Annotated in this window: 14 protein-coding genes and 3 pseudogenes; 10 read left to right on the top strand and 7 right to left on the bottom strand. The window is 67.4% G+C overall.

The window, feature by feature from the left end; genetic code table 11:
• Positions 1–193: 193 nt before the first annotated feature.
• The 4 genes and pseudogenes from AB0I51_RS43850 to AB0I51_RS43835 all read left to right on the top strand — a co-directional run.
• Positions 194–1,021: a glycoside hydrolase domain-containing protein gene (locus AB0I51_RS43850; protein ID WP_362984371.1), complete on the top strand. Its 828-nt coding sequence runs from the start codon at positions 194–196 to the stop codon at positions 1,019–1,021.
• Positions 1,022–1,077: 56 nt separating this feature from the next.
• Complete coding sequence (locus tag AB0I51_RS43845) at positions 1,078–1,389, top strand: hypothetical protein (RefSeq protein WP_362984369.1); 312 nt, start codon at positions 1,078–1,080, stop codon at positions 1,387–1,389.
• An 84-nt stretch (positions 1,390–1,473) separates the two neighbouring features.
• Positions 1,474–2,073, top strand: a complete 600-nt coding sequence (locus AB0I51_RS43840; protein WP_362984367.1) for a hypothetical protein — start codon at positions 1,474–1,476, stop codon at positions 2,071–2,073.
• A gap of 233 nt (positions 2,074–2,306) precedes the next feature.
• Positions 2,307–2,459: pseudogene (locus AB0I51_RS43835) on the top strand (IS6 family transposase); the annotation flags it as partial.
• 34 nt (positions 2,460–2,493) lie between these two features.
• Here the strand turns inward: AB0I51_RS43835 and AB0I51_RS43830 are convergent.
• Genes AB0I51_RS43830 through AB0I51_RS43820 form a run of 3 tightly spaced genes read right to left on the bottom strand, consistent with a single transcriptional unit; the run spans position 2,494 to position 3,428 of the window.
• Complete coding sequence (locus tag AB0I51_RS43830; RefSeq protein WP_362984404.1) at positions 2,494–2,943, bottom strand: transposase; 450 nt, start codon at positions 2,941–2,943, stop codon at positions 2,494–2,496.
• 12 nt (positions 2,944–2,955) lie between these two features.
• Complete coding sequence (locus tag AB0I51_RS43825) at positions 2,956–3,141, bottom strand: hypothetical protein (protein WP_362984410.1); 186 nt, start codon at positions 3,139–3,141, stop codon at positions 2,956–2,958.
• Positions 3,138–3,428, bottom strand: a complete 291-nt coding sequence (locus AB0I51_RS43820) for a transposase (RefSeq protein WP_362984365.1) — start codon at positions 3,426–3,428, stop codon at positions 3,138–3,140. The genes AB0I51_RS43825 and AB0I51_RS43820 overlap by 4 nt, the downstream gene beginning before the upstream one ends.
• 178 nt (positions 3,429–3,606) lie before the next feature.
• On the opposite strand from AB0I51_RS43820, the gene AB0I51_RS43815 reads away from it, so the two are divergent.
• Complete coding sequence (locus tag AB0I51_RS43815; RefSeq protein ID WP_362984363.1) at positions 3,607–14,553, top strand: LamG-like jellyroll fold domain-containing protein; 10,947 nt, start codon at positions 3,607–3,609, stop codon at positions 14,551–14,553.
• A gap of 12 nt (positions 14,554–14,565) precedes the next feature.
• Positions 14,566–15,021 (top strand): DUF4240 domain-containing protein, encoded by a 456-nt coding sequence (locus AB0I51_RS43810; RefSeq protein ID WP_362984362.1) that lies wholly within the window; start codon positions 14,566–14,568, stop codon positions 15,019–15,021.
• 100 nt (positions 15,022–15,121) lie between these two features.
• Here the strand turns inward: AB0I51_RS43810 and AB0I51_RS43805 are convergent.
• From AB0I51_RS43805 to AB0I51_RS43795, 3 genes and pseudogenes are all read right to left on the bottom strand, one after another.
• Positions 15,122–15,547, bottom strand: a pseudogene (locus tag AB0I51_RS43805) (tyrosine-type recombinase/integrase); the annotation flags it as partial.
• 5 nt (positions 15,548–15,552) lie between these two features.
• Positions 15,553–15,795, bottom strand: a pseudogene (locus AB0I51_RS43800) (hypothetical protein); the annotation flags it as partial.
• The gene (locus tag AB0I51_RS43795) at positions 15,783–16,025 is read right to left on the bottom strand and encodes a hypothetical protein (protein WP_362984360.1); all 243 of its coding nucleotides are present in this window, start codon (positions 16,023–16,025) and stop codon (positions 15,783–15,785) included. The gene AB0I51_RS43795 and the pseudogene AB0I51_RS43800, both read right to left, overlap by 13 nt.
• Positions 16,026–16,307: 282 nt before the next feature.
• Between AB0I51_RS43795 and AB0I51_RS43790 the strand changes: the two genes are divergently transcribed.
• The 4 genes from AB0I51_RS43790 to AB0I51_RS43775 all read left to right on the top strand — a co-directional run bounded on the left by AB0I51_RS43790 (position 16,308) and on the right by AB0I51_RS43775 (position 18,616).
• On the top strand, positions 16,308–17,027 hold the full coding sequence (locus AB0I51_RS43790; protein WP_362984402.1) for an XRE family transcriptional regulator: 720 nt from the start codon (positions 16,308–16,310) through the stop codon (positions 17,025–17,027).
• A gap of 2 nt (positions 17,028–17,029) precedes the next feature.
• On the top strand, positions 17,030–17,500 hold the full coding sequence (locus tag AB0I51_RS43785) for an NUDIX domain-containing protein (RefSeq protein WP_362984358.1): 471 nt from the start codon (positions 17,030–17,032) through the stop codon (positions 17,498–17,500).
• Between the two features lie 130 nt (positions 17,501–17,630).
• Positions 17,631–18,110 (top strand): DddA-like double-stranded DNA deaminase toxin, encoded by a 480-nt coding sequence (locus AB0I51_RS43780; protein WP_362984356.1) that lies wholly within the window; start codon positions 17,631–17,633, stop codon positions 18,108–18,110.
• Complete coding sequence (locus tag AB0I51_RS43775) at positions 18,095–18,616, top strand: Imm1 family immunity protein (protein WP_362984354.1); 522 nt, start codon at positions 18,095–18,097, stop codon at positions 18,614–18,616. The genes AB0I51_RS43780 and AB0I51_RS43775 overlap by 16 nt, the downstream gene beginning before the upstream one ends.
• A gap of 207 nt (positions 18,617–18,823) precedes the next feature.
• Here AB0I51_RS43775 and AB0I51_RS43770 read toward each other — a convergent pair whose 3' ends face one another.
• Positions 18,824–20,245, bottom strand: coding sequence for an ISL3 family transposase (locus AB0I51_RS43770; RefSeq protein ID WP_362984352.1), 1,422 nt, complete (start codon positions 20,243–20,245; stop codon positions 18,824–18,826).
• Positions 20,246–20,367: the final 122 nt, after the last annotated feature.

Genomic DNA, 20,367 nt, shown 5'->3' with positions numbered 1-20,367 from the left:
TTCCGATCATGGTGGCGCTTTCGGTTACAGTGCGGTGCCTCGACGGCGCCGTGTGACGCACCAGTGTCTGGCCGCCGCGCCGTCTCGGGGGCTCAGTGTTTCCAGCGGACGTACGGCTTCGCCGTCGGATGGTGCCTTACGCCGCTCCGGTACGCCGTGCGCGGGCAGGCGCAGGCATGATTAAGGGGTGGGGATGGCCGGGCATCGGCAGTCCAGGAGGCGCAGGTACATCACGTGGGCGGTTGCCGGCACGGCCGTCGTCGCAGGGGCCGGGATCGCGGCGCAGACCTCTATGGCGGCCACGGCGTGGCCCGCCCAGAGGACGTACGCCGGCCACGCCTTCGACACCTGCACCGCGCCCTCGCTGAACGCGATGAAGGCATGGAAGGGCGGCCTCTACGGCGCCGCCGCCGTCTACGTCGGCGGCAGGAACCGCGGCTGCGGCCAGCCCAACCTCACCGCCTCCTGGGTGAAGTCGGTCAACTCCCTGGGCTGGAAGCTCATCCCGATCTACGTCGGCGCGCAGCCGCCCTGTCAGAAGAGCTCCAACCCGGAGAAGTTGACCGCCTCCAACGCGGCCTCCCTCGGCGCGACGGACGCGACGGACGCGGTGGCCAAGGCGGCCGCACTTCACATGAAGGCCGGCAGCCCGATCTACCTCGACATGGAGCCGTACGACATCACGAACACTTCGTGCAACAACGCCGTGCTGACGTACGTGCGCTCCTTCGACAAGATCCTTCGCGCCAAGACGTACCGGGCCGGCTTCTACGGCTTCACCAGCTCCAGTGCCAAGGCCATCGCCACGGCGAAGGACAAGACGAACCTGCCGGGCAACCTCTGGTACGCGCTGTGGGACAAGAAGTACACGACCACCTCGGACTGGCCGTGGGGTGCGAAGCAGTTCACCGACCACAGCCGCGGACACCAGTACATCGTCAACAGCAAGGAGGCGCGCGGCGGTTACACGATCACCGTGGACCGCGACGCGTGGGACGGACCGGTCGCCATCATCGGCTGAACCCGTGCGGCAGGGGAACGGGACGCACGGACGAGAAGACGAGAAAGGGGCGGGAGATGAAGGTGGTCGCCATGTCGGCACTGCGCCGGGTCGTGGTGCGGACCGGGTTCACGGTGCTGCCCGTGGTCAGCCTGGGGCTGCTGTGCAACGTACCCTCCCTGGTGCTCGCCCTGCGCCGGCGCTCCCGCGCCGACTGGTGGGCTTTCGCCGGGTTCAGCGCGGTCCTGGTGGCCTGGATCACCGATCTGGGGCTGACCTCGGATGACACCCACGGCGTACTGTTCACATTGGACATGCTGCTGATCCTGCTGTCCATGATGGGGGCCTCGGTGCATGCGTGGATGGTGTGGCCCCGGCGGGTGGGCTGACGGCGCTGACGGCGGAGCGTACAGGCGTAGGGCAGGACGCAAGGCTCGAAAGCAGGCAGGCAAGTGGCCAAACAGGTGAGACAGGTGTCGCAGGCGCGCGTCGGCCGGCCGGAGCGGTCCGGGCGGCTCGCCGTCGTGGGACGCGCCGCCGTCACGTGGTTGCGCTCGCTCCGCGGGCGCACCATCGCGCTGGCGGCGGTCACGGTCGCCGTTGTCGCAGCGGTGGCCGTCACCGGCGTACTCCTTTTCTCCCAGGACGCCGGCCGACCCCCGATCCCCGACACCCGGGCCCGCCGCTACACCGAGGTCGACGCTTGTCTGCTCACCGGCGAGAAGGGCATCACCGGCGGGACCGCCGCCGCGGTCTGGCAGGGCATGCAGGATGCCTCCCTGAAGACCCACGCGCGGGTCAGCTACGCGCAGGTGACCGGCGAGCAGAGCACCGGCAACGCGCGCCCCTTCCTCAACGGTCTGCTCCAGCGCTCCTGCGACGTCGTCCTCGCCGTCGGCAGGCCCGAGGTCACTGCCGCGGCCCAGACCGCGTCCACGTACAAAAGGGTGGGTTTCGTGCTCGTGGGCGACGGCAAGGCGGCCGGCTCCAATGTGACCGCCGTCTCCGCCGGTGACGGGGTGCGGGCCGACGTCGCGGACGCCGTCGAGGGGGCGGTGGCCGGGCGGGGCTGAGTGCCGTTCCGCCCGGGGCGGCCAGGCGCATACCGACGGACTGCGCCGCCGTCGGCCGCGGCCCGGTGACAGGTGGCATCTCGACGAGGGCTTCGTCAGCGACAGCACCTGTGTCGTGCGGTCGACCAGGACGGAGGACGTGCTGGACATCCTGGTCCGGTCCAAGCGGGACACCAAGGCCGCAAAGCGCTTCATGGCCAAACTGATGAAGCAAGCAGTGCCGGGTACCAAGGGTGCTGGTCAACGACAGACTCCGCTCCTGCAGCGCCGCTCACCGGGAGCTGATGCCCTCGGTGGAACACCGCGCTCACAAAGGATCGAACAACCGGGCCGAGAACTCCCCCCAGCCAACGAGGCAGCGGGAACGGGTGATGAAGGGCTTCCGCAGTGCTGGCGCCGCCCAGTGGTTCCTGCCCGCGTTCAGCAGCATTTCATCCCACTTTCGTATCCGGCGACAATCTCCGTACCGCCGCCGAACACCGCTTCGCGATGACCATCCGTTTCACCGTCCAGGACCTCGTCACCGACGGGCATCGGCCTGTCCGCTGCAACCTGAACCAGGACCGCAACCACACCCCAGCACGCCAGGAAGCTCCATCGACCGGCCACCCCGCCGTCTACGTGACAACGCCCCGCCGACGCCTCTTCCTGCGCCTCTGCCTCCACGGTGATGCCGGTGAGTTCGCGGGCCCAGGCGTGGAAGTCCGCACCGCGATAACCCTGGTCCGCCCACACGTATTGCAGACGCGGGAAGGCATCGGCAGCCCGGGAGAACGGCACCACGGCGCCATCGTGGTCGCCGACGCTGGCTGGGCTCACACAGGTGACCAGGACGGTGCCTCGGGTGTCGACGAGCAGGTGACATTTGATGCCGCCGATCTCCTAGCCGCCGTCAAAGCCACGCGAGCCACCGCGCTCACTGGCCCGAACACTCTGGCTTTCCACGATGGCGGCACTGGGAATGGGGTCACGGCCGAGCTGCACCTGCTCGCGTTCGCGCAGGGCCGTCAACATCCCTTCCCACACGCCTATTTGCTGCCATCGCCGCCAGTAGTGGTAGACCGTCACGGTGGCAGGTCGTGCGGCACCAGCCTCCAGGCACAGCCGACCCGCAACCAGTACGCCAACGCGTTGAGGATCTCCCGCCGCGTGTGTTTCGCCGGTCGACACCGGGCCTGACCGCCGGAGCCAACAGACGCAGGATCTCCCACTCCGGATCGGACAGATCCGTCGAGTAACGGATACGCAGCCCGCACACCCCAGCCTCCGAAGGTGCACCAGCACCCCGCTACCAGGCAACTTCCCGCTGACAGGCTTTTCAGGCGACCCCTAACGGCTTCGCGTAACGGCTGCATCGATTTCGTAAGGAATTAATAAAGACCAAAACGGACAGTCACGACAAGTCTGGGCTGGTTCATCGGGAAGTGGTCAAGATCGACCCAAGGGTCTCCCCTCGATTCTGTCCATAGCGTGTTCACAACAGGCAGGATCTCCTCGTTTTCGTTACCTCTCCTGCCTGTTGGAGTCACTCCCGTGCGCTTCCGGCCCTTTCGTCGTGTCCGCTCCGCCCGCCGCACCCAGCGCCGGCGTCGCTGTGCCGCGATCCTCGCCCTGATCGGACTGGCGCTGATGTTGACGACCCAGCAGGCCGCGGCGCAGGGCAGGGAGCTGGGAGCCGTCGAGCTGCCCAGCTTCAGCCTGAAGTCGCTGGCGTCCTGGTTCGAGGACCCGCACTGGGGCAAGCTGCCGCATCAGCAGTCCGGCACGGCCGCCGGCAAGAAGCACCACGTCTCCGCCGAAGCCACCGCGGCCCACCGTGGCAAGGGCCAGAAGCCGGGCAAGGGCCGCGGCGAGCTGGCCGCCTACCACGCGCACAACGCCAAGGTGACGCGCGGCCGCAGCCAGGGCGGCAGGTTCAACCCCAAGACCAGCAAGCGCAGCGCCACCAAGTCCTCGCGCACCGAGACCGTCTACAACAACGTCGACGGCAGCACCACCCGGGAGTTGTTCACCAGACCCGTGAACTACCAGGTCGGCAAGGACAGATGGGCGCCCATCGACGTGGACGTGCGGGCCGGCCCGGACGGCCGCTGGTACGAGAAGGCCAACTCCGTCTCCGTCGACTTCGCCCCCAAGGCCACCGACTCCGCCCTCGCGTCCCTCGCCGACGGCAAGGGCCACCGCATCGCCTACGCCCTGCAGGGCGCCGCCCCCGTCAAGGGCACCGCCGACGGCTCCACCGTCACCTACCGCGACGTCCTCGGCGACACGGACCTCGCCCTCTCCCCCACGGCCACCGGAGTCAAGGAATCCGTCGTCCTGAACTCCGCCGACGCCGGCAACACCTGGACCTTCCCCCTCAGCCTCAAGGGCCTCACGCCCGTCCAGCACGCCAACGGCTGGACCGACCTGCGTGACGCCGCCGGCAAGACCGTGGAGCGCATCCCTCCGGCGTACGCGTACGACTCGAAGGTCGATCCGCGCTCCGGCGACCCGGCCACCACCCACGACGTCACCACCGAACTCGTCCACACCACCAGTGGCTACGCCCTGAAGATCACCCTGGACGAGGGCTGGCTGCACAGCGCGAAGCGCGTCTTCCCCGTCACCGTCGACCCCACCGTCGACGACGGCTGGACCACCACCTACGTCGAGTCGGGCTACGACCCGCAGGACCGCTCCTACGAGCAGACCATCAAGGTCGGCTCCTACGACTCCGGCACCCACAAGGCGATCGGCTTCTCGAACCACTGGGACACCGCCTGGGACGCCAGCGGCGCCACCGTCACCGAGTCCCACCTCGACATCTTCGACACCTGGGCTTCCACCTGCACCGCCGAGCGCTTCGACGTCGCCCTGGTCACCGCGGCGTGGACCCCGGAGGGTGTCACCACCTACCCGGGCCCCTCCAAGGGCTCCTCCATCGGCAACGTCACCCCGAGCGTGCCCAACGCCTGCGCCAACACCGCCGCCGACCGCACCGTCGGCGACTGGGTCCAGGTCCCGCTGTCCACGTCCGCCATCCAAGGCTGGTTCAGCGGTACCACCGCCGACTACGGCCTCGCGGTGTACGCCTCGACGAGCGACGCCCTGCACTGGAAGCAGTTCGGCTCCTTCAACGACCCCGCGGACGGCCCGCACATCCTGGTCACCTACACCGGCAACACCGCGCCGCAACTGTACGAGCAGTTCCCGGCCGACAACGCCGTGCAGTACACCACCACGCCCGAGCTGACCGCCTGGGCCGGCGGCGCCAACTCCACCAGCGGCTCGGCCAACCAGTACCTCTTCCGGGTCTACGACTCCAGCGGTACTAAGGTCGCCGACTCGGGCCTGCTGTCCACCGGCGACTGGACCGTGCCCGCGGGCGACCTGGCCTGGAACAAGAGCTACACCTGGACCGCGCAGGCGTACGACTCCACGACCGGCCTGTACTCCACCGCGACGCCGTACGCGATGTCCGTGGAGGTGCCGCAGACCGTCATCACCTCGGGGTTGTCGCAGAACAGCAGCGACCACGGCTTCGACGCGACCAGCCGCAACTACACGACGAGCGATACCGACGCGTCCATCTCGACCGTCGGCCCGTCCCTGGACGTCGAGCGCGACTACAACTCCCGCGACCCGCGCTGGACCGGCGCGTTCGGGACCGGCTGGTCGAGCATCTTCGACGCGAAGGCCACCGAGCACTACACCGCCTCGGGCGCGGTCTCCAGCGTCTTCGTCACCTACCCGGACGGCTCCGAGGTCGGCTACGGCAAGAACAACGACGGCACCTTCACGCCCGGCAACGGCCGCTTCGCCACCTTCAAGTCGGTCACCGGCGGCTACACGCTGACCGACAAGGACGACACCGTCTACACCTTCACCCAGTCCCTGGGCTCCGGCGGCTACGGCCTGACCTCGGTCACCGACGCCAACGGGCGCGCGGTGAACCTCACCTGGACCAGCGGCCACATCACCAAGATGACGTCCGCCGTCTCCGGCCGCTCCCTCAGCCTGACCTGGTCCACGCCCAGCGGCGCCTCGGCCGCGCACGTCGCCACCGTCACCACCGACCCCGTCACCCCCGGCAACTCGTCCACCGTCGAGACGTGGACCTACGGCTACACCGGTGACCGGCTCACCACTGTGTGCTCGCCGGTGTCGACCACCAAGTGCACCACCTACGGCTACACCAGCGGATCGCCCTACCAGACCGCCTCCCTCGACCTCGACCCGCACGCCTACTGGCCGCTGTCGGAGTCCTCCGGCACGACCGCCAAGGATGCCGTCGTCGCCAACGAGGGCACCACCGACGCCACCTACGAGAATGTCACCCTCGGCGCCACCGGCCCGCTGACCGGCTCCTCGGCCACGGCCGCCAACTTCAACGGCACCACCTCCGACATCGCGCTGCCGAAGAACCTCGGCAACGACACCGACTCCGGCGCGATATCCCTGTGGTTCAAGACCTCGGCGGGCCCGGGCGTCCTGTACTCCTACGCCTCACAGCCCATCAGCTCCGGCCAGGCGGCGGGCTTCTACACCCCTTCCATCTACGTCGGCACCGACGGCAAACTGAACGCCGAGTTCTGGTACAGCGGCGGCGAGAACCCGATCCAGACCTCCGCCTCGGTCGCCGACGGCCAGTGGCACCACGTGGTGCTGTCCGCGGCCGGCAATTCCCAGAGCCTGTACCTGGACAACACCAAGATCGGCTCGCGGACCGGCACCGTCTCCATCAAGAGCGCGGACGCCTTCGGCAAGAACCAGGTCTACAACTACCTCGGCACCGGCTTCCTCGGCGGCGCCTGGCCGGACGAACCGAACTACTCCGCCTCTTCCCCGGCCGGCACCGCCAGCTACTTCACCGGTTCCATCGCCGACGTCGCCTGGTACAGCCGCCCGCTGATGGCCGCCGACGTCAGCCAGCTGTACAAGTACGGCACCCACAGCACCAGCCTGCTGAACTCGGTCACGCGACCGTCGGGCAAGACCTACGCCGCGATGGCGTACGACACCGACTCCACCGCGCTCACCCAACTCACCGACGAGAACGGCGGCGTGTGGCAGCTCGGCGCGCCCACCGTCACCGGCTCCAGCGACACCTACCGCGGCGCGGTGCTCGGCGGCGCCCCCCTCCAGTACTACCGCTTCGGGGAGTCGGCGGGCGCCGCCCAGGCGCTCGACGAGGTACGCGGCGGCGACGGCACGTACAACTCGGTGACGCTCGGGGCGAGCGGACCGTTCAGCGACCACACCACCGCATCCTTCGACGGCAGCACCTCGTACGTGGAGGTACCCGCCTCCCTGCTGCACGCGAAGAGCGACCGCAGCGTCGAGCTGTGGTTCAAGACCTCCTCGCAGGGCGTCCTCGTCGGCGACCAGTCCGTGTCCATCGCCGGCGCGACCTCCGCGTCCGGCACCTGGACGCCGGTGCTGTACGTCGGCAGCGACAACAAGCTGCACGGCCACTTCTGGGCCGGCAGCGGCTCGGGCACCGCGGCGTTCGGCTCCACGGGCACGGTCACCGACAACGCCTGGCACCACGTGGCGCTCACCGTGAGCGGCACCGCCCAGACGATGTACCTGGACGGCATCAAGCAGGCCGACTACACCGGCGCGCCCAACGACCAGTCCAACAGCCACCTCTACATAGGCGCCGGCTTCGCCAAGAGCTGGCTGGACACGCCGGGCGAGGTGAGCCACTTCAACGGTTCCATCGCGGAGGTGGCGTTCTACGGCACCGGTCTCACGCAGGACGACGTGGACGCCCATTTCGAGGCGGCCAAGGACTCCACGGGCCTGCTGCCGGTGAAAACGGTGCAGGTCACCACACCGACCAACGCCACCACCAGCTACAAGTACGACGTCCTGCACGGTGACCGTGAGCTGAGTGAGACCGACGCGCTGGGCAACACGACCCGCTTCGGATATGACACGGCCGGTTTCGAGCACACGGTCACCGACCCGAACGGGGCGATGACGATCACCGGCCACGATGTCCGGGGCAACATCGTCTCCTCGACGACCTGCCAGGACCAGGCCGCGAACAGGTGCAACACCGAGTACTACACGTACTACCCGGACGACACCACGGCCCAGCTGACCACCGCGGATCCGCGCAACGACCAGCTGCTGACCTCACGTGACGGCCGCTCCTCGTCCGCCACCGACAACACCTACCTGACGTCGCTCACCTACGACTCGGCCGGCAACCAGACCGCTGTCACCGGTCCCGCCGTCCCGGGTTTCCCGAGCGGCCGCACCACCGCCACCGAGTACAGCGACGGCACCAGCACCTACCCGTCCGCGGACGGCGGAGTGGTCCCGGCCGGCCTGCCGGTCAAGACCACCAGCCCCGGCGGTGCGGTCAACCAGGTCTCCTACGACTCCGACGGTGACGTGGCCTCCACCACGGACGCCATCGGTCTGGTCACCTCGTACACCTACGACGGCCTGGGCCGGGTCACCAGCCAGAAGGCGGTCTCCGACACCTACCCGGACGGCCTGGTCACGTCGTACAGGTACGACGCCGCCGACGAGGTGGTCGAGGAGGACGACCCGCAGATCACCGACCGGGTTACCGGCGCCACCCACGCCGCGGTCACCAGCACGGTCTTCGACGACGACGGCAACGTCACCTCGCAGACCGTGGCCGACGCGAGCGGCGGCGACAGTTCCCGCACCCAGACGTGGACCTACGACGGCTACGACCACGTCCTGACCGAGTCCGACGCCAACGCGGCCGGGAACGCGAGCAACGGCAACACCACCACGTACACCTACGACTCCTCCGGCAACCGCACGAAGGAGGTGGCGTCCAACGGCGACGAGAGCGACTACACCTACGACGCCGAGGGCAACCTGCTCACCAAGGGCCTGATGTACACGGGCGACCCGGTGAACCCGCAGACCGCGAGCCTGCTCACCGAGGAGTCGCGCGCTTACGATCCCTCCGGCCGCCTGGCGTCCGTCACGGACGCGATGGGCAGCACCACGTCGTACACCTACACGGACGACGGCCTGCTGGCGACGGCGACGAAGAAGAGCGCCGACAGCTCCAGCAGCTACGTCCTGGAGTCGGACTCCTACGACGCGGCCGGCAACATGGTCTCCCAGACCACCGACAACGGTGAGACCGTCACGAACTACACGGTGGACGCGGCCTCCCGCACCACCTCCACCACGGTCGACCCGACCGGTGTGGACCGCATCACCAGTGTCTCGTACACCCCGGACGACCAGGTCGCCACCCAGAACGACCACGACTCCTCCGGTTACGACCGCACCGTCACCAGCACCTACGACGACATGGGCAATCTCCTCGGCGAGACGCTGTACGGGGACGCCTCCGGTCACCCGGCGGGCTGGTGGAAGCTGAACCAGACCGCCGGCCACACGGTCACGGACTCCTCCGGCACCGGGAACACGGCGACCGCGGGCAGCGGCGTGACCTGGTCGGACGACGCGGCGCAGTTCAGCGGTGACACCTCCGGTCATGGTGACATCGTCGCCACCAACGGTCCGGTGCTGGACACCAGCGCCTCCTACACGGTCTCGGCGTGGGTGAATCTGCACGACACGTCGACGTTCCGGACGTTCGTCGCGCAGGGCGGTACCAACCGCTCGTCCTTCTATCTGCAGTACGCCTCCAGCCAGGGTGTCTTCCGTCTCATCTCGCCGAGCGAAGACTCCTCGGGCACCCCTTCGGCGTACTACAACGCCTACGCGTCCAGTGCCCCGGCGCTGGACACCTGGACCCAGCTGGTCGGTGTCTTCGACGCGAGCACCGGCTCGATGAAGCTGTACGTCAACGGCGCCCAGGCCGGCTCGGCCACCAACACCACCCCGTGGACCGGCACCGGCCCGCTGTCCGTCGGCGGCGCGAAGACCGCCGGCGGCACCGTCAGCAACGCCGTCAACGGGGCGGCCAGCAACGTCCAGACCTACCAGCGCGCGCTGTCCGCTTCCGAGATCTCCTCCCTCTACGGCAAGGGCCGCTCGGGCGGCACGGTCGGCTCGTCCGACGAGCAGACCACCAAGTGGTCCTACGACAAGCGGGGCCTGCCGGTGTCGATGACGGACGCCGACACCAACACGACCGACTACGCCTACGACGAGGCGGGCAACCTCGCGGTCACCACGGCGCCGGCCGTGCAGGCGGAGGCAGACGGCACCAATCCGGTGTCGGTGCGTCCGGTGACCACGTCCGGTTTCAACACGTTCGGTGAGGCGGTGGAGGAGCAGGATCCGGACGGTTACACGACGAGTACGGCGTATGACGCGGATGGCAACAAGGTTTCCGAGACGCTGCCGTCGTACACCCCGGCGGGAGCCTCGACGCCGAACGCGGGCACGACGGTGTGGACCTACGACAGCCAGGGCAACCAGACCTCGGTGACCACACCGGGCGGCAGGACGACGTCCAGTCTGTACGACCAGATGGGTGATCTGGCACAGGTCACCGAGCCGGACGGCACGACGACGCACGCCACGTACGACACGGCGGGCGACCAGCTGACGTCGACGGACGGCACAAGCGCCCAGACGCAGGCGACGTACGACTTCATGGGCCGCCGACTGACCCAGACGACGCTGGAGCGCTATCCGTCGGCGCGGACGCTGACGACGAACTACTCCTACGCGGTCACCTCCGCCAACCCGTACGGGGCGCACCTGTCCTCCCAGACGTCGCCGGGCGGGGTGACGGTGTCGTACGGCTACAACAGGGCTGGTGACACCACCTCGGTCACGGACGGGGCGGGCAACACCACCCGCTACACCTACGACTTCGAGGGCAACCAGCAGAAGGCGATCCTGGCGGACGGCACCTACACCGAGACCGACTTCAACGCGGCCGGCGATCCGGCGCTGACCAAGCAGTACGACGCGAGCGGCAACATCCTGGCGCAGTCCTCGATGGGCTACGACGGCGTCGGCAACGTCACCTCGATCACGGACGCACGCCAGCACACCAGCCACTTCACCTACGACGCGGCGGGCACGGTCACCCAGGAGGTCCAGCCGGTCGATGATGCGACGTCGATCACGACGACGTTCGGCTACGACGCGGCGGGCAACCGCACCCGGTTCACGGACGGCCGGGGCAACTCCTGGCGGTACACGTACACGCCGTGGGGCCAGCAGGAGAAGGTGATCCAGCCGACGACGGCGCAGTACACGTCGGCGGCGGACTCGACGACGACGTACGCGTACGACGCGGACGGGCAGCTGACGAACGCGACGCTGCCGGGCGGTGTGAGCACGTCGCTGTCGTACGACTCGGTGGGTGATCTGACGTCGATGTCGGGTTCGGGTGCGGACGCGGCGACGGCGACGCGCAGCTTCGGCTATGACGCGGACGGTCGGGTTGTATCGGCGGACACGGCGGAGGCGGGCACGACGGGCGCGGACGACCACCAGGCGTCCACGCACGACGCGTTCAGCTACGACGACCGCGGTGATCTGCTGTCGGCGTCGGGTTCGGCGGGCTCGTCGAGCTTCACGTACAACAACGACAGCCAGATGCTGTCGCGCGCGGACGCGGCGGGCACGACGAGCTACGGCTACGACTCGGCAGGCCGCCTGTCGTCCTTGAACGACGCGGCGACGGGTACGCAGTTGACGTACTCGTACGACAACCTGAACCAGGTGTCGTCGGTCAAGTACGGGTCGACGGGCCAGACCAGGTCGTTCGGCTACAACAGCTTGCATGAGCTGACCAGCGACACGCTGGTGCAGGGAGCGTCGACGCTGGCGGGTTTCTCCTATGGCTACGACGCGAACGGGAATCTGACGTCGAAGACGACGACGGGGGTTTCGGGTGCGTCGGCGAACACGTACACCTACGACTGGGCGAACCGTCTGACGTCGTGGGACAACGGCACGACGGCCACGGCCTACGCATATGACGCGTCGGGTAACCGGGTGCGTAACGGTGCGGATGTGTACACGTACGACGCGCGGGACCAGCTGACGTCGGACGGCGTGAACTCCTACTCGTACTCGGCGCGCGGGACGATGACGCAGCAGACGTCGACGTCGGGCACGGTGGCGTTGAAGGCGGACGCGTTCGGCGGCCAGGTCGTGGCGGGCTCGCAGTCGTACACGCTGGACGCGACGGGCCGCAACATCACCGACACGGACACGGCCGACAGTTCGTCGCGGACGTTCGCGTATTCGGGTGCGGACAACACGATCGCCTCGGACGGGGATGCGACGTACACCTATGACCCCTCGGGCGGTGTGATCGGCATCAAGCCGTCCGGCGGGAGTGGTGTGCTGGCGCTGACGGACCAGCACGCGGACGTGGTGGGCACCTTCACCTCGGGCGTGACAACACTCGCTGGCTCACAGTCCTACGATCCGCTGGGCAAGGTGCTCGCGTCGTCGTCGCTGGCCGGCCATCTGGGCTTCCAGTCGGGGTGGACGGAGCCGGGTTCGGGGGATGTGGGCACGGCGTCTCGCTGGTACGACCCGGCGACGGGGCAGTTCCTGAACAAGGACAGTGTGTCGCTCAACGCGGTGCCGAACTCGGTGTCGGCGAACCCGTTCGCCTATGTCGACGACAATCCGATGGCGGGTACGGACGCGTCGGGCAACTGTTCCTGGTACGACGTGGTGTGCGGGGCGAAGAAGGTCGCACACCACGTGAAGCACGCCTATCACGCGGCCAAGCGCGCGGTGACGCACGTGTATCACCGGGCGAAGGCGGCAGTGCACCGTGTGATCAAGCGGGTGAAGCACGCGGCGCACAAGATCGCGCATCACGTGGCGGACGTGTACCGGGCGACGGTGCGCTATACGCGGCGGGTGTATCACTACGCGGCGCGGCATGTCAGACGGGCGTATCACTACGCGGTCCATGTGGTGCATTCGGCGTATCACAAGGTCTCGCGTGTGGTGCACCGGGTGGTGAGGAAGGCGAAGGAGGTCGCGCACAAGGTCGGCCGGGTGGTGAAGAAGGCCGCGCATGCGGTGGCGAGTGCGGCGCGGACGGCGTATCACGCGACGGCGAAGGCGGCGAAGGCGACCGCCAGGTTCGTCAAGCATCACGAGGCGGCGATCACGTCGCTGGTGGTGTCCACGGTGGTGTTCGCCGGGTGTGAGGCGGCCACCTGGGGAGTGGGCACGGTCGGGTGCGCGGCGCTGGCGGGCGCGGCCGGCTCGCTGGTGGAGCAGGGCTTCAAGTGCGCCGACAACGGTGGCGGGGACTGCAGTGTGGGCGCGTTCGCAGGCTCCGCGATCGAGGGCGCGGCCGTCGGCGCGGCCGGCGGCAAGCTCGGTGAGATCGGCGGGAAGCTGCTGGCGAAGGCGGCACCGAAGGCGATGAGCGCCATCGGCGGCCTGTTCGGCAAGGGCGCCACAGAAGCCGGGGAGTCAGCGGCCGCGGACGCCACGGACGAGGCGGCTACGGCCGGGGAGGCGGAGTCGGCGAGCACGAGGGCGCAGTCGCACTCCGACGAACCGGCGGCGGAACAAGAGCCGACCAGTTGCCCGGTTCCGCACAGTTTCACCGGGTCGACCCCGGTGCTGATGGCGGACGGCTCGGCGAAGGCCATCGACCAGGTCAAGGTCGGTGACTCGATCGCCAACTCGGTGCCAGGGGTGGCGGGTACGGAGGCGCACAAGGTCACCGCGGTCATCGTCACCTACACAGACCACGACTTCGTCGACCTCACCATCAAGCAGGCGGCGTCCGAGGCGACGGCCAAGGCCACACTGAAGACGGGCGCGAAGTCCCTGGCCGCAAGGATCGCCAAGAAGGCGGCCCGCAAGGCGGCCTTCGGCCTGGCCGCCTCCGCAGCCGTACTCGGCGCACTGACGGCGGGCCACGGCCACGCCGCAACCGACCAGCCGGCCACGGCGACCGTTGCGGCGGTCAGCGACGCGGGCACAGCTGATCACGGCAAGGCGGAGGCGGCCGGGACGGCGGCGCAGGGCGAGGAGCGGGGCGCGCGTCTGACGACGACGTTCCACCACCCCTTCTACGACCAGACCCAGTCCGCCTTCGTCGAGGCCAAGGACCTCAAGGCCGGCGACGTCCTCCAGACTCCCACCGGCACCACCCAGATCACCGGTGTGCGCCTCTACCACGCGCACACCACCACCTACGACCTCACCATCGGCACCCTCCACACGTACTATGTGCTGGCGGGGGCGACTCCGGTTCTTGTGCATAACTGCAACAAGAACCAAGGGATTTACGAGTTCGAGGATCAGCTGAACCCCGGAAAGACGTATGTCGGCAAGACGAAGAACTTCAATAACCGCTTGCAGGATCACATCGACAGTGGGCGCCTGAAGAGTCGTGGAGATGCGACCTGCACGCACGTTTGCGGAACGAATGATGACCTGTTCGTTGCCGAACATCTTCGGATGGAAGAACTGCGCGGTCAGGGAGTCGATCTGTCGAATGACATTGCGTCGCCGGGCAAGAAAATCTTGGAGAAAAGGCAAGATGTCGAAAAATTCGAACAACTCGGACTCTGGTAGGGGCAGCTCGAAGTGACTGATTTCTGGAAGGTCATCGGCTCAAGCTCCGTCCAGGATGAGAGCGAGATCAACTCTGCCCTGGAGCGGATCTCTGGCCAGCTCAACGCGATGACGCCCGATGCCTTGACTCGATTTGTTGAGCGACTTCGGGAGTCGCTTTATCAGATCGACAGGAGGGATCTAGCGGAGGTGCCAGTGACGCTTGCCAACGGTTTGGAACTCCCGCAGACGAGCGACCACTTCCTTTACGCGCGATGCGCGTGCATCTTGGCAGGAGAGCGAGCGTACGACGAAGTCCGGAGTTCTGGTCTGGGATTCGATCGATTCGTTGCTCCGTTTGCTCAGGAGGCTGAGGGGTTGCTCTACCTCGCGTCGGAGCAATACGAAAGGAAGACCGCCTCCAGGATGAACGTCGAGAGCTATTTCTCGATCGAGTCGAGGTCGAACATTCAGGGATGGGCAGACTGATCCCTGACGGGATTTGATTTGCCTGAGGACGTACTGAAGGCCCGCCGGAATGGTTCCGGCGGGCCTTCAGGGCTTTTTGACGGCAACGCTGACGGCAACGTCAGCGGACGACGGCTGCGGTGGGTGGGTCGTCGGGGTCATCGTCGCCCTGGCCAAGGGCGTTGCCGAGGGTGTCGATGGCCTGGCGTTGGAGCCGGAGTCGTACGTGGGCGTAGACGCCCGCGGTGACGCCGATGTGGGCGTGTCCGAGTAGTTCCTTGATGACGACGAGGTCGACACCCTGTTCCAGGAGCAAGGTGGCGGTCGAGTGGCGGAGGTCGTGGAAGCGGATCGTCCGGAGCTCGGCCTTGTGGAGGAGGCGGCGGAAGCGGCGGGTGAGGTTGGTGGGGTCGAGTGGCTTGCCCTTCGGGGTGGTGAAGACGAGCCCGTTGTCCGTCCAGCCCGTTCCGGCCACCTGGTGTTCTTCCTGCTGTCGTTCCTGGTGGATCTTGAGGGAGTTGATGCACTCGGTGGGGCGAGCGAGGCGGGTCCCGTCTGGCGCCAGGTCCGCCAGGGGCGGGTGATGATCTCCCGGTAGGTGTGGTGGGACGGGTTCTGGCCGCAGTGCCGCAGCACCCAGTTCTGCGGTTCGGCGAAGTCCTCGCTCGTCGGCGAGGTCTCTCCGTCCACGGCGCACTGCATCGCGTACTGGACCGGCTCCGCATCGGGCTCGCGGTCGGGCTGGAGCGTCCAGGTCTCGTAGCGCAGGACCGAGCGAGGGGTCACCGTCCCCACCTCCGGTTGGCCACGGCCACCTTCGCGCTCAATTCCTCGGCCGGGGTCGGCGGACGTACGTCCTCGGGCGGCACGTCCCACTCCCGGCCGCCGCGCGGTGGCCGAAGCTGCACGTACGGCCCTACATGTCCCATCACCACGCCCACCTTGCCGTTCCGTCGGTCGACCACCATGGCGCCGGCATCGGCCGAGACGGTGTGCCCGTCGGCGTCAGGGGTGGGGGCCGTCATCGTGACCACCCCGGCGAGGCGGTGCGCGACCGGACACCCAGTCGCAGGGCGGGAATACGAGGTGTGGCGCACTTTCGCACGTAGACGCTCCTCAGCGGCGTTAATCCGTGCCCCTGGGCCTGTTGGTGCCGCAGGGTCGGCACCGATCCTCACGCCGGTCACCAGGACGAAGGAACCTCCACCAAACCCCACTCCGGGACGTCCCGTGCCGTGTAGAACGTCCCTGGTGCCGTCCCGCGACGAAAGGGGAGACTCGTGCCGAACGAGAGACTACGAGCCGTCATGGCGGCGGGAGGCTGGACGTACGCCGCACTCGCTCAGCAGGTCGAGGTCGACCCCAAGTCGGTCGAGCGCTGGGTGAACCTCGGGCGTATCCCACGTCGTGCCACCGCCCTCCAGGCGGCCAAAGCCCTGGGAGAAGACGTGCACGCACTCTGGCCGGCGCTCCGCCAGGCCCGCCCCGCCCGCGCCATCAGTCCCGAACTGGTGGCGCTCTACGAGCAGCGGGCCGACCTCCCCGTCTCGACGTTCACCGACCTGATGGCCCAGGCCCGGGAACGGATCGACATCCTCGTCTACGCGGCCGTCTTCCTCCACGAGGCGTACCCGCGACTGAACGAACTCCTCACCGAACGCGCCGCCGAAGGCTGCACCGTCCGCATCGCGATCGGGGACCCCGACAGCGACAACGTCCAAGCCCGCGGCCAGGAAGAGCGGTTCGGCCACGGCATCGAATCCCGCTGCCGCCTCGCGCTCATGCACTACAAGCCGCTCACCGACACCCCCGGCATCGAAGTCCGCACCCACGAAACCACGCTCTACAACTCCCTCTACCGCGCCGACGACCAGCAACTCGTCAACGCACACGTCTGGGGCGTCAACGCCTACGCCGCCCCCGTATGGCATCTTCGCCGACACGAGACAGGCGGCATGTTCGACACCTACGCCGAGAGCTTCGACGCCATGTGGACGACGGCAACCCCCGTACGAGAGGAAGGCTGACCGTGGCCCGCACCGAGTACTACGACGACCCCAACGCACCCAAGCCGAACAGCATGGTCGTCGCCGCATCCGCCGTCGTCACCGACGACCACGGGCGCATCCTCCTCCAGCGCCGCCGCGACAACGACCTCTGGGCGCTGCCCGGCGGAGGAATGGACCTCACCGACTCCCTGCCCGGCACAGCCGTCCGCGAGGTCAAGGAAGAGACTGGCCTCGATGTCGAGATCACCGGCCTGGTCGGCACCTACACCGACCCGAAACACATCATCGCCTACACCGACGGCGAGGTCCGGCGACAGTTCAACGTCTGCTTCACCGCCCGCATCACCGGTGGCCGGCTGGAGATCTCCGACGAGTCCGCCGAGCTCCGGTTCGTGCCGCCGGACGAGATCGAGCAGTTGCCGATGCACCACACCCAACGACTCAGGCTCCAGCACTTCCTGGAACAGCGCGAGAAGCCGTACCTGGGCTGAACCGTCTGACGGCAGTAGCGACGGCAACAACCCCGCACAACCACGAACGCCCACGCACTTCACCGGACCAGCAAACCGCACTTGACCTGCGAAAAAGCAGGTCGAAGGCTTCGCGCAGCACACGTACTATGTGGAAGCCGGGGACACACCGGTGCTTGTCCACAACTGTGGAAACGCTCCGGACTTTGTTCAGGCTGCTCATCGTGATATTGCAGACGAGCATGTAACAACAGGCCGAATCTTCGACTCGGAGGGAAACCCGCTCGGTGAAGAGGATGGAGTGCACCAGTTGGTCAGCGGATCGGATCGACTGTCGCCCAGTACCAATGCTCATCTTCACGAAGCGGCGGCGAACGGCGACGAGGCTATCCCCGCTATCCATCGACTCGGCAGATATCCGCAAGACACGCACGTCGAGTCGAAATACGCCGCATGGATGCGTGACAGCGGAACCACTGAGGCGGATGTCGTGATTAATCATCCCGAGGGTATGTGTAGCGACTTTCATAATTGCGTTGACGCTGTAGGAGCGATCCTCCCTCGAAACTCCGTCATGAGGGTATGGGAGCGAGGCGCCACTGAGGCAAGGGAAATTTGGGGCAGGGCTTGATTCTCAACGTTCGAATCGGTTCCACATATCATTACGCAGAGACATGGCAGGAGATGTCGGACCTCATCGTGCAGGTCATGCGGGATCAGCGGTTCTCGGTTCCGGGTGTCGGCGTGGGTGATGGCGTAGTGTTCATGTTCGCCCGTGAGCGCCACTCTGCCCAGACTCGTGGATGGTGGCCGGACAATTACCTCCACGTCGGGGTCAATTCCTCGACGGGCTACGGCGGGCTTGTTTGGTACGTAAGTCCGAAACGCGCTGATGAGTCCGGGGATGAGATTTCTCAGTGGTGTTGGGTCTCCGACAATCCCACGCCGCCGGAATTTGACCCGCAAGTTCTCTCCGATCCGGGAAGTCCTCTGTGCTACGACCCTCGAAGCACTCTTCCGGTTACCCAAGTTCGTGCAGCCTTGGAGGAATTTTGTCGAACAGGCACGGGTGATCGACCCGAATGCGTCAACTGGGTTCGCGGAGAAATCAATGGGGAGCGCTTGAAGCTTGATTAGTAGCGAATTCGGGCTTCTCGTCTGCATAATCCAGTAGCTCTCCAACATGGATAAAGGGCCCCGCCGGACTTGCTTCCGGTGGGGCCTTCGTGCAGGGCTTGATCAAGTTCCGTAGCTGTCCGGGTTATTGGTGATGCCCAGGATGGGGAGTGCTCGTTCGGGTTCGTCGCGGATCGCCCGGGTGGTCTTGGCGATGTTGTCGGGTCATCAAACGTGATGGGGCGTCAGCTTGCCGCGTGCCCGGCGGGTGGTTGCGCAGTGTGACCGTAGGCGTTGGCTCTTCCGGTTTCGGAAGCCGTACGCCTTGCGGGCTTCGAGCTTGAGCACGCGGTTGTTCCCCTCGGAGGCGACGTCCGTGATGCCCGTTTTGATGTAGTTCTCGATGCCGTCCCACCACTGGTCGAGGGTCTCGGCGAGGGTGACGAGTACGGGCAGGTAGGGGCGGTCGGCACAGTAGGTCTGGAAGCGGTAGCGGGCGGCGGAGATCGACGAGTGGTCGGGGGCGGTGTGGGCGTGCTTGAAGGTGAGTCGCAGCAGGTCGCGCAGGAGCTCCTTGGCCTTCCAGGCGTCGAGGATCTGCTTGCCGTAGGTGCCCCTGGACGTCAACTCACTTTTGAGCATGGTGAGTTGTTCGCTGCTGAGGTCTTCCTTGTTGCGGCGCAGGAGCTTGCGCACGGCGTAGACGGCATCGCCTTTGCGGGCTCGGCGGCCGTGGTGCTTCCAGGTGAGGCGGCGGCGCAGGTCGGCGAGGTGGCGCTGGGCGAGCTGGACGATATGGAAGCAGTCCACGACGATCCGCGCGCCTGGCAGGGCGGTGCGCACGGCGGCGCGGAAGGTGGCGCACAGGTCGATGGCCACGTACATGACCTGCTTTTCCCAGGTTTCCGGTTGTGCGGTGAGCCAGGCGGCGACGGAGGCGGCGTTGCGCCCTTCGACCTGCCCGAGCAGGCCCTGGCCGCCGACCGCGTCGACGAAGCCGATGTGCCAGGCATCCGCGACCAGCTCCCACTTTCCCGTCTCGGGGTTCTCCCTCCAGACCGGCTTGCCCCGGCGGGTCTCGTCGATGCCGACGGCCTCGGTCGTGGGGGGCTGATCGGGCAGGACCTGCGCGGCGTACTCCTCGAACGCCGCCTGGGCGGTGGGCCAGGAGATGCCCAGGTCGCGGCCGGCCCGCACGACGGTGCGGCCGTCGTCGGCCACCGCGCGCCGCAGCGCGGCGGTCAGCCGCGCGCCCGCCGGGACCTGGCGGACCTGCTCGGTGAACGATCCGCGCGAGCACCGCTCCTCCGCGCAGTGCCAGCGGGACTTGTGCCAGCGCAGCTCCACGGTCCTTCCCCCATAGGGAAGTTGGCGCGGCCGGGTGAGGCGGCGGTCCTTGCGCAGCGTGGAGATCACCCCGCAGGTCGGGCATGCCCGTGCGCCCTCGTCCACCGTCGCCACGTGCACGACCAGCCCCGCACCGGTCTCCTCCACCTTGATCACCCCCAGCCCCTCCAGCCCCTCCAGCCCCTCCAGCCCCTCCAGCCCCTCCAGCCCCTCCAGCCCCTCCAGCCCCTCCAGCCCCTCCAGCCCCTCCAGCCCCAGCAGCAGTGTCGCGTCCGTGTCGGTACAGGTTTCGTCGATGTTCAAGCCCGCGGGTGTTTCGTGCTCGGTTGTCTAGTGCCGCATCAAGCAACGTTGGCCCTGTTGTGATGTGACGCGCCGTGCCGATGCTGTGCCGGGCGGCGCGTGTCCGACACCCTGTCCGAGTG

It is taken from the genome of Streptomyces sp. NPDC050549 (assembly GCF_040655035.1).
GTDB lineage: Bacteria > Actinomycetota > Actinomycetes > Streptomycetales > Streptomycetaceae > Streptomyces.
This window is presented reverse-complemented; position numbering and strand designations above follow the sequence as displayed.

Coding starts and splice junctions, on each gene's coding strand:
- AB0I51_RS43850 (WP_362984371.1), top strand. CDS start 194: ATGGCCGGGCATCGGCAGTCCAGGAGGCGCAGGTACATCACGTGGGCG.
- AB0I51_RS43845 (WP_362984369.1), top strand. CDS start 1,078: ATGAAGGTGGTCGCCATGTCGGCACTGCGCCGGGTCGTGGTGCGGACC.
- AB0I51_RS43820 (WP_362984365.1), bottom strand. CDS start 3,428: ATGCAGCCGTTACGCGAAGCCGTTAGGGGTCGCCTGAAAAGCCTGTCA.
- AB0I51_RS43795 (WP_362984360.1), bottom strand. CDS start 16,025: ATGACGGCCCCCACCCCTGACGCCGACGGGCACACCGTCTCGGCCGAT.
- AB0I51_RS43790 (WP_362984402.1), top strand. CDS start 16,308: ATGGCGGCGGGAGGCTGGACGTACGCCGCACTCGCTCAGCAGGTCGAG.